Origin of the sequence: Marinimicrobium sp. UBA4509 (genome assembly GCF_002388575.1) — a bacterium.
GTDB classification, from domain to species: Bacteria; Pseudomonadota; Gammaproteobacteria; order Pseudomonadales; family Cellvibrionaceae; genus Marinimicrobium; species Marinimicrobium koreense.
This window is the reverse complement of sequence record NZ_DGMV01000032.1, coordinates 1-14,548: the sequence shown is the minus strand read 5'-3', so window position 1 is coordinate 14,548 and position 14,548 is coordinate 1. Positions and strand designations below refer to the sequence as shown.

General features: G+C 58.0%; 14 protein-coding genes and 1 riboswitch. Of the genes, 12 read left to right on the top strand and 2 right to left on the bottom strand.

Annotated elements, in window-relative coordinates:
- Positions 1 to 176 precede the first annotated feature (176 nt).
- The 4 genes from hemN (at position 177) to B3520_RS04070 (ending at position 4,743) form a co-directional block, all read left to right on the top strand.
- Positions 177 to 1,568 (top strand): oxygen-independent coproporphyrinogen III oxidase, encoded by a 1,392-nt coding sequence (gene hemN / locus B3520_RS04085; protein WP_123638208.1) that lies wholly within the window; start codon positions 177 to 179, stop codon positions 1,566 to 1,568.
- 46 nt (positions 1,569 to 1,614) lie between these two features.
- Positions 1,615 to 2,433 (top strand): zinc-dependent peptidase, encoded by an 819-nt coding sequence (locus B3520_RS04080; protein ID WP_286807316.1) that lies wholly within the window; start codon positions 1,615 to 1,617, stop codon positions 2,431 to 2,433.
- Positions 2,434 to 2,610: 177 nt separating this feature from the next.
- On the top strand, positions 2,611 to 2,886 hold the full coding sequence (locus B3520_RS04075) for a helix-turn-helix domain-containing protein (protein ID WP_286807317.1): 276 nt from the start codon (positions 2,611 to 2,613) through the stop codon (positions 2,884 to 2,886).
- A 180-nt stretch (positions 2,887 to 3,066) separates the two neighbouring features.
- Positions 3,067 to 4,743 (top strand): putative bifunctional diguanylate cyclase/phosphodiesterase, encoded by a 1,677-nt coding sequence (locus tag B3520_RS04070; RefSeq protein ID WP_286807318.1) that lies wholly within the window; start codon positions 3,067 to 3,069, stop codon positions 4,741 to 4,743.
- A 4-nt stretch (positions 4,744 to 4,747) separates the two neighbouring features.
- Here B3520_RS04070 and B3520_RS04065 read toward each other — a convergent pair whose 3' ends face one another.
- On the bottom strand, positions 4,748 to 7,096 hold the full coding sequence (locus tag B3520_RS04065; protein WP_286807320.1) for a fatty acid cis/trans isomerase: 2,349 nt from the start codon (positions 7,094 to 7,096) through the stop codon (positions 4,748 to 4,750).
- Between the two features lie 114 nt (positions 7,097 to 7,210).
- On the opposite strand from B3520_RS04065, the gene B3520_RS04060 reads away from it, so the two are divergent.
- From B3520_RS04060 to B3520_RS04050, 3 genes are all read left to right on the top strand, one after another.
- Positions 7,211 to 8,554 carry an MFS transporter gene (locus tag B3520_RS04060; RefSeq protein ID WP_286807321.1) on the top strand — a complete coding sequence of 448 codons (1,344 nt, stop codon included), beginning with the start codon at positions 7,211 to 7,213 and terminating at the stop codon, positions 8,552 to 8,554.
- Positions 8,555 to 8,589: 35 nt separating this feature from the next.
- Positions 8,590 to 10,176, top strand: a complete 1,587-nt coding sequence (locus B3520_RS04055; protein WP_286807322.1) for a carbon-nitrogen hydrolase family protein — start codon at positions 8,590 to 8,592, stop codon at positions 10,174 to 10,176.
- A gap of 71 nt (positions 10,177 to 10,247) precedes the next feature.
- Positions 10,248 to 10,535 (top strand): hypothetical protein, encoded by a 288-nt coding sequence (locus tag B3520_RS04050; RefSeq protein ID WP_024461160.1) that lies wholly within the window; start codon positions 10,248 to 10,250, stop codon positions 10,533 to 10,535.
- Between the two features lie 73 nt (positions 10,536 to 10,608).
- On the opposite strand, the gene B3520_RS04045 is transcribed toward B3520_RS04050, so the two are convergent.
- Positions 10,609 to 10,773 carry a DUF1328 domain-containing protein gene (locus tag B3520_RS04045; protein WP_024461159.1) on the bottom strand — a complete coding sequence of 55 codons (165 nt, stop codon included), beginning with the start codon at positions 10,771 to 10,773 and terminating at the stop codon, positions 10,609 to 10,611.
- Between the two features lie 208 nt (positions 10,774 to 10,981).
- On the opposite strand from B3520_RS04045, the gene B3520_RS04040 reads away from it, so the two are divergent.
- From B3520_RS04040 to B3520_RS04020, 5 genes are all read left to right on the top strand, one after another.
- Positions 10,982 to 11,275 (top strand): hypothetical protein, encoded by a 294-nt coding sequence (locus tag B3520_RS04040; RefSeq protein WP_286807324.1) that lies wholly within the window; start codon positions 10,982 to 10,984, stop codon positions 11,273 to 11,275.
- Positions 11,276 to 11,605: 330 nt separating this feature from the next.
- Positions 11,606 to 11,736: riboswitch (guanidine-I (ykkC/yxkD leader) on the top strand.
- A 239-nt stretch (positions 11,737 to 11,975) separates the two neighbouring features.
- The gene (locus tag B3520_RS04035) at positions 11,976 to 12,803 is read left to right on the top strand and encodes an ABC transporter permease (RefSeq protein WP_123638201.1); all 828 of its coding nucleotides are present in this window, start codon (positions 11,976 to 11,978) and stop codon (positions 12,801 to 12,803) included.
- Between the two features lie 6 nt (positions 12,804 to 12,809).
- On the top strand, positions 12,810 to 13,610 hold the full coding sequence (locus B3520_RS04030; RefSeq protein ID WP_024461156.1) for an ABC transporter ATP-binding protein: 801 nt from the start codon (positions 12,810 to 12,812) through the stop codon (positions 13,608 to 13,610).
- Positions 13,600 to 14,319, top strand: a complete 720-nt coding sequence (locus B3520_RS04025; RefSeq protein WP_286807325.1) for an urea amidolyase associated protein UAAP1 — start codon at positions 13,600 to 13,602, stop codon at positions 14,317 to 14,319. The genes B3520_RS04030 and B3520_RS04025 overlap by 11 nt, the downstream gene beginning before the upstream one ends.
- A 22-nt stretch (positions 14,320 to 14,341) precedes the next feature.
- Positions 14,342 to 14,548: DUF1989 domain-containing protein (locus tag B3520_RS04020; protein WP_286875464.1), on the top strand; the 207-nt coding region annotated here is incomplete at its 3' end.

Here is a 14,548-nt window from a genome sequence, read left to right as displayed (position 1 = left end):
GGCTTCGCCCTTATCCGCCCTACACAGCCTGCCGTGGTTCGCGTAGGGCGGATAAGGCCAAAGGCCGCATCCGCCGTAGCCGGAGGTGACGTAATGACACTGGCTTGACCGAAGTCAACGCCGCCCTATTCCCATCGCCCTAGACTAACGCCCACGTCAACAAACCGAGCCACACCATGTCCTTATACCAAGAGCCTCTCGCCTGGGATCAGTCCGTCATCGACCGCTACGACCTGAGCGGACCGCGCTACACCTCCTACCCCACCGCGCCCCAGTTCCGGGACGACTTCTCCCGTCAACAATGGCTCGAGGCCGTGGCGCGCAGCAACCGCAGCGGCAAGCCGCTATCCCTGTATTTTCATATTCCCTTCTGCGACACCCTCTGCTTTTACTGCGCCTGCAACAAAATCGTGACCCACAAGCGCAGCCGGGCCATGCCCTACCTGGAGCGCGTGGATCGGGAGATGGCCCTGCAGGCCGAGGTGTTCGATACCGATCGCCCGGTGAGCCAGTTGCACTGGGGCGGTGGCACACCTACCTACATCAGTGAAGACGAGATGACCTGGCTGATGGATGCGACCCGTCGGCACTTTCAACTGCTGGATAACGACGAAGGGGAGTACTCCGTGGAGGTACACCCGGGGCGTATGTCGGTGGGTAAGCTGGTTCACATGCGTCAGTTGGGGTTCAACCGGGTCAGCATGGGGGTGCAGGACTTCAATCCCGAGGTGCAGCGCGCGGTCAACCGTTATAACAGCGTCGAGCAGGTACGCGAGCTGGTGGATGTGGCGCGGGATCAGGGCTACCAGTCCATCAGCATGGATCTGATTTACGGCCTGCCGCTGCAGACCCGTGCCAGTGTAAAAGAAACCCTGGATCAGGTGATTGACCTGGGCCCGGATCGGTTGTCCCTGTTCAACTATGCCCACTTGCCGCACCTGTTCAAAAGCCAGCGTCTGATTCACGAATCGGACCTGCCTTCGCCTCAGGACAAACTCGCCATTCTGCACGAAGCCATTGAGCGTCTGCAGTCGGCGGGTTATGTGTATATTGGCATGGATCACTTCGCCAAGCCGGACGACAGCCTGGTCAAGGCGCAGCAGGAAGGCCGACTGCAACGCAACTTTCAGGGTTACTCGACTCACGCCGAGTGTGATCTGATCGCCTTTGGCGTGTCGGCGATCAGTTATTACGGTAGCACCTACATCCAGAATGCCAAGAAAGTGGAGGAGTATCAGACGCGCATCGATGAAGGGCGCCCCGCGTTGATCAAAGGCGTGCGCCTGCAGCCCGAAGATCATTTGCGCCGCGCGGTGATCAACCAGTTGATCTGTCACTTCAAGCTCAGCTTTGGCCAACTCTACGAACGCTTTGGCATCAACCCCAATCAGTATTTTCGGGATGAGCTGGCCCAGTTGGCGCCCATGGTGGAAGACGGATTGATCGAGGTTACCCCGGCCGGTATTACCGTGCTGAACAAGGGGCGGCTTTTGATTCGTCGCGTGTGCATGGTCTTCGATCAATACCTGGATACTGGCAACCAGATTCGCTATTCGAAAGTGATCTGAGCCAATCCGTGTACAATGCTTCCCAGTACTGATCGGGAGGCGTGTGGTGGCACTGTTCTGGCTGTTTTTACTCACCGGGGTTCTGGTGGCGGCGCTGGTGTACGCCCCGATTCGTCGCTATCGACACAGCCGTGCACTGGCCGAGCAACCCCTGCCGGCCAGTTGGCAGCAGTGGCTGCAGGACCGCTGGTGGTTGTACCCCTACCTTCCCGAGCCGGTGCGCCTCAACCTGCATCGCCAGTTGCAGGTGATGCTCGCCCATACCCGTTTTTACGGCTGTAATGGCCTTACCGTGACCGAGCCCATGCGCGTGCTGACTCTCGCTCAGGCGGCGTTGATGAATGCCGGTGAAGGTTGCATGCAGTGGTCCGGCTTTCCGGTGGTGTTGCTGTATCCCGAGGCGTTCGTGCGCGAGGGTGAGGTGGTCGATGAGTTGGGATTGGTCGCCTATGAGCGTCAGGAGTTGCTGGGGGAGTCCTGGGAGCAGGGCAAGGTGGTGCTCTCCTGGGCGGACATCGAACAGGACCTGCGCGGCGAAGACAGCCACTGCCTGGTGATTCACGAATACGCCCATCAGTTGGATGGTTACGACGGCGTGATGGACGGTACGCCACCGTTGCGCGATCCCCAGAGTGTTCAGCGATGGGCCGACATCATGTCCGCGGCCTTCGATGATGTGAGTCAGTCGAATTCTGAATCGGCGCAAATGATTGATTCATACGCCGCAACCAATCCGGAAGAGTTTTTCTCGGTGATCTGCGAAACATTTTTCGTGCGTCCGGAGACTTTGTATTACGCCTATCCCCTGGTGTACCGTGAGTTAAAACAGTTGTTCCATCTGGACCCTTTTCTGTGGGTCCGCTGACCCGTCGAGCCGCCGTTTTCTGACAATATTTTGACGTCTGCTTTCCGTTATAACTGCTACAGTTAACAGTAGTCGGGTTTTGAATGGCTAAAAGTTTCATCTGATTTGTATCTATTAATCAGATATCAGCTCTGTGACGATAAATTGCAGTCTTGCTCACGAGTTTGGTAGGAAACCATGTCCAAATCGCTGTACAGAACGGAAACAAAAGTGTTGCTGGAAGTGCTCAAAGAACTGCGCTCTGAGGCTGGCTTGACACAGACACAATGTTCACAGGCATTGGGTCGACCTCAGTCTTTCATAAGTGATGTGGAGCGGGGTGTTCGTCGCCTCGACCTGATTCAACTGCTGGACTTGTGTCGGGTGTTCGGGGTCAGTCTGCGCACCTTGATACGCCGCTTTGAAGCACACCTGGCAAGACACGACCTGGCCCCGGTGGATGAAGAGGAGTAACTGACCGGGACTTCTCTCCCTATTTGTATATCTGAATAGTAGATGCCACACTCTTCCTTGAATGGCCCATTCGTTCGGCTTTTGTGCGGCCAGAACTCTCACAACGCTTTTCTTTTGTTCTAAGCTTGTATTGGATGTTCATCCGGCTCCCGCTTGGGGGCGGGCTCGGGAGGGGAGAGAATGGATATAGCAGAGGATTTACGGAAGCGTCGCCATCTGGCGACGGTCAATATTCTGGCCGGTCCTCAGGACATAGGTCATTTATACTGTCTTCTTTTCATTCTGGCGCTGCTGGCGCTCGGGACCTTGACGGTCTATCAGACCGGCGGTACGGCGTACGCTTATCCCTACCTGATGTTGATTCCCGTTTTGTTTGCTTCGGCCTGGTACGGCCTGGCCGGCGGACTCCTCTCGGCGCTGCTGGCCAGTACGCTGATGGCGATGATGCCGCTGAATGTGGAACAGGCGGTGATGCAGGAGCCGGTCAACTGGCTGCTGCGCATGGGGCTGTACCTTTTGCTGGGCGGCGTCGCCGGCGGCCTGTTTCAAAGCCTGCGGGGCGCCTATCGCGAACGGGAGGCGCTGGTGCGCACCGACCCTCGCTCGGGTCTGCCCAATCAGGCGGCCCTCGATCAGGATCTTCATGCCTGGAAGAACAGTGAGGGGAGGCGAGAGGCACCGGTTGGGCTGATCATTGTTCGCCTGACCGATATTACCGACGTGCTGGAGGCCATGGGGGCGGATGCGTCGGATGAGCTGGCGGGGCTCGTGGGCGAGCGTCTGCGCCACCTCGTTGGCGGTGATTCCAGTGTGTACCGGTTCAGTGTTTCTGAACTTATTGTGCTGTTGCCCGGGGCCGATGAGGTGTTGCTCGAAGCAATGGCCCGGCGCATCATCGAAGCCGGGGAAGACAACCTGGTCGTTCAATCGGTACCGGTCCGGGTGCAGCTGGTCCTGGGCAGCGCCTTCAAATCGGGGCTGGGCTCGGCGACGGATGAGCTGATCAGTGAAGCGCGCATTGCGCTCTTCTCGGCCATTCGCAAAGGCGTGAGCTACTGCCCTTATCATTCCGATTTGTCCAAGAAAAAGCTGTCCCATATTACCCTGATTTCCAACGTCCGGCGCGGACTGGAGCGCGGTGAATTCGAGCTGCACTATCAGCCCAAGGTACGCCTGCGTGACGGTGCGCTGGTGGGCAGTGAAGCGCTGATCCGCTGGCGTGACAGCGAGCGGCAATTGATTCCCCCCGGCCAGTTTATGCCCAAAGTGGAGAATACGACCCTGATTGGGCCGGTGACCGAATTTGTCAGCCGGGCGGCCTGTGAATTTGTGTCCTGGCAGTCCCACCCGGTCAGCATCAATTTTTCCGCCCGGAACCTGATGGATGAGCGTATGCCGACTTTCCTCGAACAGCAGGTCCGTCGCCTGGGGGTGGCGCCGGCGCACATTGAAGTCGAGGTGACCGAAAGCGCTCTGATTCAGAATCTGGAGGCGGCTCGAGTTGCTATTGAGCGGCTCAGGGCCATGGGATTTTCCGTCAGTATCGATGATTTTGGTACCGGCTTTGCCTCGTTTGAGTACCTGCAGCACCTACCGATCACCGGGATCAAGATTGATCGGGCGTTTGTTCAACCTTTGGAGAGCCAGGAACGCTCCCGCAAACTGATGGCCAGCCTGGTGGATATGGGGCATGCCCTCGATCTGGTGGTTACCGCCGAGGGGGTGGAAAATGCGGAGCAGTACCGGCTGCTCCGATCGATGGGCTGCGATCAGGTGCAGGGATTTTTCTTTACGCCCGCCTTACCGAGTCGGCAGTTTGCCGCCTGGTGTGAACACTATCGCCCGGTGGATGACTGACGCTCTATCGGTTTTCCAGCCGGTTGTAATCCAATAGTCCTGCCTGTACTCCCGCGCGCTCACGATAGAGCACGTGGATGTCGTCACTGATTTCCCAGAAATTTGGATCGCTGCGGCGCACCCCGTAGCGATCCTTCAGCTTCCGGTAGTCCCGCTCGTCGCTCATGGCCCGCACCTGATTCACGAAGGCCGGAATGTCCCGCTCATCCATCATCAGGAAGCTGTTCGGGTAGCTTCCGATGATGCCCGCCGCCACACTCAGTGTGTCCTCCTTCGGCAGGCGTCGCTCCTGCTCCATAAACAGCGATGACAGGTTGCTGTAGGCGTTGTGGTGAATCAGTGTGAACAACGCGCTATCGGGCACATAGATGACCGTTGTCGGCGGCAGTACCCGCAGGGCCTCTCCCTCCAATGAGTGCAGTGTCTGCAGCGCTTCTCTGGTGCGCTCATTCAGCGCCAGTTCGTCCAACTGGTGCTCGCCGGAGAGGACCGGCTGAAGCCGTCTGATCAACAACTGGTAGAGTCGCCGTTGGTGGTCCTGGCCCGACGGGTATTCCAGAGCGGTCTCTACCTGGAGGTTGTTCTGGTAAACGTCCAGGTATTCTTTGAGGTCTTCTTCGGCGTCCCGATACCAGTGGGCAATGGTCGGCTCCTGGACTGGCTCGGGCAGGAAGTTGATGAAGTTCATCTCGCCTTCCATGCGCAGGAAGTCCATATACAGCCGGCTCAGCAGTTGGTGGGAGGTGTTGCCGTAGACATCAAAGCCCGCCACCAGCAGGTAGTGAATCCGCTCCAACAGGGGATAGTCGATCACCCAGCTGGTTTTCGGCTCGGGCCCGATAAAACCGCGGTGCACGCTGGCACTGTCGGTGTGTCGGAAAATGGTCAGAGCGGCGTTGGTGTTTTGGCCCTCGCCATCCCAGATCATTTCCATGCTGAGCGGTTCACGTTCGCCAAACTTGTCGGACAGGTGGGTGGCTTTGGCGGCCAGGTAATCTTTCTGCAACTGTGAGTAGCGCCGCCAATTGGTCATTGGCAGCAGGGTGTTGCCGACTCCGGCAGGCAGTTTCAGGTGCTCGCTGTTGTTGGCTAGAAACTCTCCATCCCATTTATCGGCGGTAAACGCCGGGTCTACAAAGCTGACCCAGAAGTGATCCTGAATCACATTGAGGGCCACCTGGCCTCGACACACCGGGCCCTTGATGAAATTCATGATGGTGAACTCGGCTTCATCCAGCAAAAACTGGTAGCGGGCCTTTACTGGCAGATCCACAAAGGTCGCAAAGGGATTGGCCGCCTGTTCGGACTGGTAACCCGGCAGTTCGGTGACCGCGTAATCCGCGTCCAGAAACCATTCTCGCCAGTGGGCCATGCGCTCGGGCGTCAGGGCGTAGGGCAGGTGGTTTTTCACCACAATGCTGCTCGGGTCCCGCCAGAGACGGTAGTACACCCGGTCCACCCCCGGGTCATCGAAGGGGCGGCGGGTGCTGATGCGCTCGATGGGCTCGCCGGGGGGCGTGCCGGAGCGGACCAATTTGAAAAACACGGTGGGGTTTGCCTCAAAATGCAGATTGGCCAGAAAGAGGTGCTCGTACAGGTAGCGGTTGGTCAACCGGGCTTTGAGGGAGTCGGCGTTAAAAAAATGCTCCCACTGCTGAACGGTCTGTTGCAACTCGGGGCCAATGGGTTTGGGGGCCCCGGCGGGGGCGCCATCTTCCAGCCAGTGGATCAGGCGGTTGTGCTCGCGCTCGGACAGCCCCGGTAGCCCGTAGGGCATGCCCCACAGTGGGTAGTCCTCGGCATAGCTGTCGAAGGTCTCGGCCTTGGGGCAGTGCCAGTCTCGGTTAAGGGAAAAATCGAAACTGTCGGGCAGCACGGCCTGGGTGGGCAAGGGGTGCTGCCGTTTGAGCTGGAGCATGCGCGCGAGCACGCTACCCTGGAGATTGGCTTGGGCACTGTCGGCGCGCTCGTTGATGACCGGGAAGAAGCCTTTCTCTCGCCACTGCGCGGTGCTGTCCGCATCTTCAAACAGCCGGGTGAGCTCGGCACCGAGCAGGCGGGTACCGTCGTACACCTTGTCCTCGTGGGCACCCCGGAACAGACCTTCCCGGGCTTCCATTTTCAGCTGACAGGGCGCGTCGTAGCAGCCGTGACAGACGGTACAGCGGTGCTCGAGCAGCGGTTTGATATGTTCCTGGAACCGGTCGTCCTCCGACGCATTGCGCAGTGGCTCCCGGGGGGTGGGGGCGCCATAGCGTTGATTCCACAGTTGGTGGCCGATCGCGCTGCAGCCAATGACGATCAGTATGAGCGTCACCAGTGAGCCCCGGGTCAGCCAGTGTCCAGTTGCCATGGGAAGATCCTTGGTCGTGCATTATCCCGGGAGTATAACAGGCCGTGGTTTACATCATTCGGATAAGCACCGATACTGAGCGGCGGCCTACACCAGACCGGAGAGAAAGTGCCTGTGAGTGACCATCAGCCCGTCAAGCCCGAGGTTCTGTACCCCGATTACCCCCGCCTGAGCCGGGTTTACGAACAATTGAATGATGATGAGGATGCCCGGGTCTGTAAGGATATTCCCGAGGATGCCTGCCGACATCAACCGCGCAACTTTTTTGCCTACCTGGTCGCCAACACCTTCAGTAAAGTGGCGGATGAGCTCTCCAGTGCCCGACTGATCTTGCCCTGGCTGCTCGGCGCGGCCGGGGCCTCATCGGGGTTCGCCGGCTTTCTGGTGCCTATCCGCGAGGCGGGGGTGTTGATTCCGCAACTGATGGTCGCGGCCTTTATCCGGCGCTTGGCCCGGCGCAAAGTGGTTTGGCTGCTGGGTGCTTTTCTGTCCATGCTGGCGCTGGCGGCCATGGCCCTGGCCGCCGGGACGCTGCAGGGCTCTGAGGTAGGCTGGGCCGTCGTCGGCGCCCTGGTGGTGTACAGCCTGGCAAGAGGGCTCTGCTCGGTTGCCGCCAAAGATGTGCTCGGAAAAACCGTCTCGAAAACCCGGCGCGGTGCGCTGATGGGTTACTCGGCCAGCGTGGCCGGGGTGGCCACCTTGCTGGTGGGCCTGTATGCGGAATTTGGCACGGGTGCCGAGCCGGTCAACCTGACCCTGTTCCTCGGTGGCGCAGCGGCGTTATGGCTGCTGTCGCTACTGGCGTTCAGCCAGATTCAGGAAGCGCCGGGGGCCACCGAGGGCGGTGGGAACGCGGTCAGTGTGGCCCTGCGCAGTCTGGGTATCGTGGTGACCGATCGGGACTTTCGGCGCTTTGTGCTCGCCCGGGGGCTGTTGCTGAGTATCGCGCTCGTCCCGCCGTTTTTTGTGTTGCTCGCTCAGGAACACGCCGGCAGCAGCGCGGCGGGGCTGGGCCTGATGATCATTGCCAGTGGCCTGGCGGCCAGCCTGAGCTCGCCGGTGTGGGGCCGACTGAGTGACCGCTCCAGCCGTTGGACCATGGCGCTGGCGGCCTTTGGGGGTGCGATACTCTGTGCCGTGACGGCGCTGCTGGCGTGGCTGGAGCTGACGCTGCTCGCCTCGCCCTGGGTGCATGCTCTGCTGTTCTTTGGTATCAGTATCTGTCACGGCGGGGCGCGCCTGGCCCGCAAGGTCTATCTTGTCGATATGGCCACCGCGCAGACCCGCGCGCAATATGTGGCGGTCAGCAACACGCTGATCGGGCTGGCATTGCTCGCCCTGGGTAGCGTGGGGCTGCTGACCGCGTGGATCGGTGTCGCGGGTGTGATTGCATTGCTGGGCGGGATATCCCTGATCGCCGCCCTGTATGGACTCAATTTGAAAGAGATCAGCGGCTGAACCGCTGATCCCCTGTTGTAGAGGCAGTTAACAGTATGGCGAAGAAAGAGGAAAACAAACTGCAGCAGCCCGGTGCTCACCTGACCGTGCGCAATGCCACCCTGGCGGATGTGCCCGCCATTGTGGCGCTCGCTGACCGTGTGTACGGTCCGCTCAAAATGGAGACCTACCCGCGCGCGGCGATCGTCGGGCAGATCAATAACTTCCGCCAGGGGCAGATCGTGGTCATGGTGGGGGATGCCCTGGTGGGTTACTGTGCGACCTTCCGCATCTCCGGTGATGTGGCACTGAAGACGCACACCTGGAATGAAATTACCGGCAACGGTTTTGCATCCCGTCACGACATCCATGGCGACTGGTTGTACGGTATGGAAGTCTGTATCGATAACGCCTATCGCGGCTATCGCATCGGCCAGCGTCTGTACAACGAGCGGAAAAAGTTGTGTCAGTCCCTGGGTCTGAAAGGCGTGGTGTTTGCCGGGAGAATGCCCAACCTGCACAAGCGCCTGAAAAAAGTCGGCTCGGTAGAAAACTATATCGATCAGGTGGTGCACAAGCAGATCAAGGACCCGGTCCTGTCGTTCCAGCTGCGCAATGGCTTTGAGGTGATTGGCGTTATCCCCAATTACCTCGACGATGATACCGAATCGCTGAACTACGCCGCCCACCTGGTCTGGTACAACCCGAAAGTACCGCAGGAAGATGAGAAACCGGTGAAAAAATACGGCGTACGGATGCCCGACGTCGTGCGCATCGCCACTGTGCAATATATGCAGCGGCGGGTCACGTCGTTCGCTGAGTTTCTGAAGTACATCGAATACTTTGTCGACGTCGTGGCGGATTACAAAAGTGACTTTGTGGTCTTTCCGGAACTGTTGACACTGCAGCTGTTGTCGATTGAGGACCAGGAGCTTTCGCCTTTCGAGTCGATTGAGGCGCTGACCAAGTACACGCCTCGTCTTAAAGATGCGTTCCGGGATATGGCGCTCAGCTACAACGTCAATATCATCGCCGGCTCGCACCCCACTCGGGTAGAGAACGGCCGTATTGAAAATATTTCCTATATTTTTCTGCGCGACGGCCGGATCTTCGAGCAGCCCAAAATCCACCCCACGCCGAACGAGCGCTATTGGTGGGACATTGAAGGTGGTAGCAGCCTGACCGCCATCGATACCGACTGCGGCCCGATTGGTGTATTGATCTGCTACGACTCGGAGTTCCCGGAATTGGGGCGTCACCTGGCGGATCAGGGGGTTCAGATTCTGTTTGTACCTTTCTGCACCGATGAGCGGCAAAGCTATCTGCGCGTGCGCTACTGTTGTCAGGCCCGTGCGGTGGAAAACCAGATGTACGTGGTCATGTCCGGTAATGTGGGTAACCTGCCCAACGTCTCCAATATGGACATTCAATACGCGCAGAGCTGCATTCTGACGCCCTGTGACTTTCCCTTCGCGCGGGATGGCATTGCGGCAGATACAACGCCCAATGTCGAAACCGTGGCGTTTGCCGACTTGCGTCCCGAGTCATTGATCATGGCCCGCAACAGCGGCACTGTGCAGAATCTGAAAGATCGTCGGCACGACCTGTACCGGATGCAGTGGCGAGGGGATAAAAAGCAATAGTTGTTTCAGAACCCCAGGGATGGGGCCCTTGATGACAGACCAACAATAATCTGATTGAGGAGCACGTTGATATGAAGCATCGAGAGTCTCGCACCGTGGGTGCCATTTGCCTGGGGCTGGCAATTCTGTTTCTGGTGTTGGGCGATTATCTGTTGAGTGTGCCTTTGGCTGTATACGGCACCCTCTGCTTTGTTTTTCCGGAGAAACTGTTTGCGACCCGGGAACAACTCGACGCGGTACGCAAACGCCGCAAGGACAAAAGCGGTAAGCGGCCCATCACGCTCCCTTGGTATCAGTCCCCGGTGATCGTGGGAATTGTCATCGCTTCGGTGATTTTTGGTTACTATGCATTAGCGTGACGGTGCTGAAAAAAGTGAGCGCGCCATTGCGACTACAGCGCGCTCATTCTTCAATGTCCCGGTATCATTGAGGTTATAGCGGCGGTTTTCGCCCGACAACGGCGAACACGATCGCCAGCACCACGCCGACCACAAAAAGAATCCAGGCAATGTTGGTTGCGGCGCCAGCAATGCCGCTCAATCCCAGTACCCCGGCAACAATGGCAATAATCAGAAATAAAAATGCCCAGCTGAACATAAGCAATCTCCTTTGACGATGCAGGTTTTGTGAGTATAGGCAAAAACGCGGCCTTCACAATATTGGACGTAAGGAGGTAGGAAAGTTGCATTCGAGGGCGAAAGTTGTGAGTGAAGTCTCATTTGGCGCCTTGTTCCGGCGGCGACTGTTGAATTCCGCAATCTTGGCCTAAGATAAACAGTACCGTAGGGTTTTGGCAGAAAATGGCTTGTTATTGCTGCATTTCGCGCCAAAACAGCAAGCATACGGCACCCATGGGGCAGCAATAAGCCCTTTTTTATCGAATGAAGGAGTCAACACCATGAATGAAGAAAACCTTCTGACCAAGCGCGTCCGCTCACTGGCCCTGGCAATGTTTCTGGTTCTCTCCGGCGGTGCTTTCCTGACCGGCTGTGATCAAGGGCCTGCAGAAGAAGCGGGCGAGAATATTGATGACGCGGTGGATGATGCCGGTGATGCAATGGAAGATGCGGCAGATGACGCCGAAGATGCCGTTGAATAAGTAATCATTGTAGTAGTAAGCGCCCTGGGGTCACTATGGTGGCTCAAGGGCGCGCTCTTCCCCCCCTCTCCATACCATCCTCCTTGTCCTCCAGGTGTCACTCAGTCAGGCCTTGTTCTGGTGCCTCCTTGCGCAGAATTGCACCGTATTGGTGCGGAAGGCGGTGTTCCTGTCCTGCGGAAACGGCGCAAAAGCGCTATTTTGGCGCCTTTTAAGGTTGGCATTCATATTGCTCACTCTTTAGTACACAGAGGATTCGATGGGACCACCCCGTTGAAGCAACTCAGTAAAGACAATTTGACCAAGGCGCTGCGGCGGATGATGCAGTGCTGAATAGGCCGCTAGGGTTCCGGCGTGATGACTTGAACAGGTTCAGGTTCGCGTGTCTGGTCCGAGAGCAGCCGACCTTACACGGGAATTTTCAGTGCAAGGTTACACGGCGGGACAAAAGCCCGGGAGGTTCGCGATGGCGCTGTCGCCATTGAATCCTCGTTCATGAAACCGTGTAACCGCTGGAGGTTCACCATGTCAGGCACCACACCGTACTACTCTCCCTCTCCGACCCACTGTTGTGGCAAGGTAAAAACCCCCGGGTTTTTCCTTGTCACCTTTTTTTGTCGCCTCGCCCGAACCCTTCCCGCTGCTGGCAGCCGGTAATTGAATACCGGTCCAGAGCCAATTCATCCACGCTGAGGTAAGCATGAAGCGACTGATCAACCAACAACCCAATCGCGTTGCCCGCTGGCTGTTGGGACTGCTGCCATTTCTGCTGTTGTTGGCCCTCTATGTGGGGGCGTCCAACGCGCGTCTGGCGGAAAATCCCAACGACAAGTTGTTACCTTCTTTTGACAGCTTTGGCGCGGCAATCGAAAGACTGGCGTTCGAACCCAGCGCCCGAACGGGCGAGTACCTGTTCTGGCAAGACACCCAAAGCAGTCTCCAACGCCTGGCTATTGGCGTGACCATCAGCGCCGTGTTCGCTCTGGTGTTCGGGGTGCTCAGCGGTGCCATTCCCTATGTAAGCGCCAACCTGTCGCCTTTGATGACGGCCGTCTCTCTGGTGCCCCCCATGGCCATATTGCCCATTCTTTTTATTGTGTTTGGCCTGGGTGAGTTGTCCAAAGTCATGTTGATCATCATTGGCACGGCGCCGTTTTTGTGTCGCGATATGCAGCAGCGAGTGCAGGAAATTCCCGCCGAGCAGATCATCAAAGCGCAAACCCTGGGCGCCAGCAGTTGGCAGATCATCCAGCGGGTGATTCTGCCTCAGATACTGCCCCGCCTGCTCGCCAGCGTGCGCCTGTCTCTGGGATCGGCCTGGTTGTTTCTGATTGCCGCCGAAGCGATTGCCTCCACCGATGGACTTGGTTACCGCATTTTCCTGGTACGTCGTTACCTGTCCATGGATGTCATCCTGCCCTATGTGGTCTGGATCACAATTCTTGCCTTTGTTATCGACCTGTTGTTGCGGTTGCTTTCGCGCCGTTGCTTCCCCTGGTTCCACGCACAAACTGGCAGCGGCCACTGAGGTGTTATGAGTTACATCAAAATTGACAAGCTGTGGAAGCGCTATGGTGACACCGTGGTGCTGGAAAATCTGAACAAAACCGTGGAGCGCGGTGAGTTCATTACCATTGTCGGCGCATCGGGCTGTGGCAAGACCACCTTTCTGAAATTGTTGCTGGGCACCGAGTCTCCCTCTCAGGGAGGGATCGAACTCGATGGCAAACCGCTGGTGGCGGAGCCCGGTGACGATCGCGGTATCGTGTTTCAGCGCTATTCGGTATTCCCGCATATGACGGCGCTGGAAAACGTGATGCTCTCCATGGAGTTTGAGCGCAGCCCGCTGATGGCGCGTCTGTTTGGTCGGGCCAGCAGGCAGGCCCGGCAGACCGCGGAGGACATGCTGGAGGCGGTGGGGCTGAGTCACGCCCTGCACAAATACCCCCATGAATTGTCCGGCGGTATGCAACAGCGACTCGCCATCGCCCAGTCGCTGATCAAACAGCCACGCATCCTGCTATTGGATGAACCGTTCGGCGCACTGGACCCCGGCATCCGGAAGGACATGCATGAACTGGTGATCAAACTCTGGCGCGAACTGAACCTGACCGTATTCATGATCACTCACGACATTCAGGAAGGCTTCTATCTCGGCACCCGGCTCTGGGTGTTCGACAAAGACCGGATTGATCCGCACGAACCCGAAGCTTACGGCGCGCGGATAACCTATGACCTGCCGGTGGGTGAGACGGACGAAGCATTGCTGAAAACCATTGACGACAACCTGAATCAAACCGAACAGAAAAAGGAGACGCTTCACCATGGCCAATGAAGCTCTGTACGAGTACACCCTGCCACCGGCCAGCCACTGGTCCCTGCGCTTGCGGCGCGGCACCGCGCTGGAACTGACCGACCTCGAGGGCGGCGCCAACGTCGGTATGTTGTTTTACAACCCGGAAAATCTGCTCGAACGCTATAACGCGCCGGATACCCTCAAGTGTCAACACACTTTCAAACTCACCCGCGGCCACTGCCTTTATTCAGACATGGGCCGGATTTTCGCCTCCATCGTGGAAGACAGCCTGGGCTGGCATGAAACCGTCTGCGGCACCAGTAACGCGCAACAAGTGGCCGAGCAGTGGGGCAAGCGCGATTATCAGAACGACCAGAACCAGTGGCACCAGGACGGCACCAGCAGCTTTCTGGTGGAGCTGGAAAAATACGGACTGGGCCCGAAAGACCTGGCCGCCAACCTAAACTGGTTCAGCAAAGTCGCCCCGGATGCCGAAGGCAACCTGGCACTGACAGAAAACCACTCGAGCGCGGGCAGCCGCGTCCTGCTGCGGTTTGAAATGGACACGCTGGTAGTAATGCACTCCTGCCCACACCCCATGAACCGGGCGCTCGATTACCCACGCAAGCCCGTGGGCATACGCCTGCTTCAGGCCGACCCGGTCACCGAGGACGACTACTGCAAAAACTTCCGCCCGGAAAACCGCCGCGGCTTTGAAAACAACCGTCTCTATTACCTGGGCGCATGAGTCAGGGCAGAGGAGAACACCCATGATCAAAGAAAGCACACTCAAACCCGAAGACGCCAGCGTCCGCGACACCGTCGGCGCGGGCGACTACTACCTGAAAGTGATCAAAGCCGGCCAGACCCTGCGCATCCTCGACCTCGAAGGAAACCAGGCCGCCGACACACTGTTCTACAGCGCCGATGATCCCACCGAGCGCTACAGCGCCATGGACACCATCCGCGAACAGGGC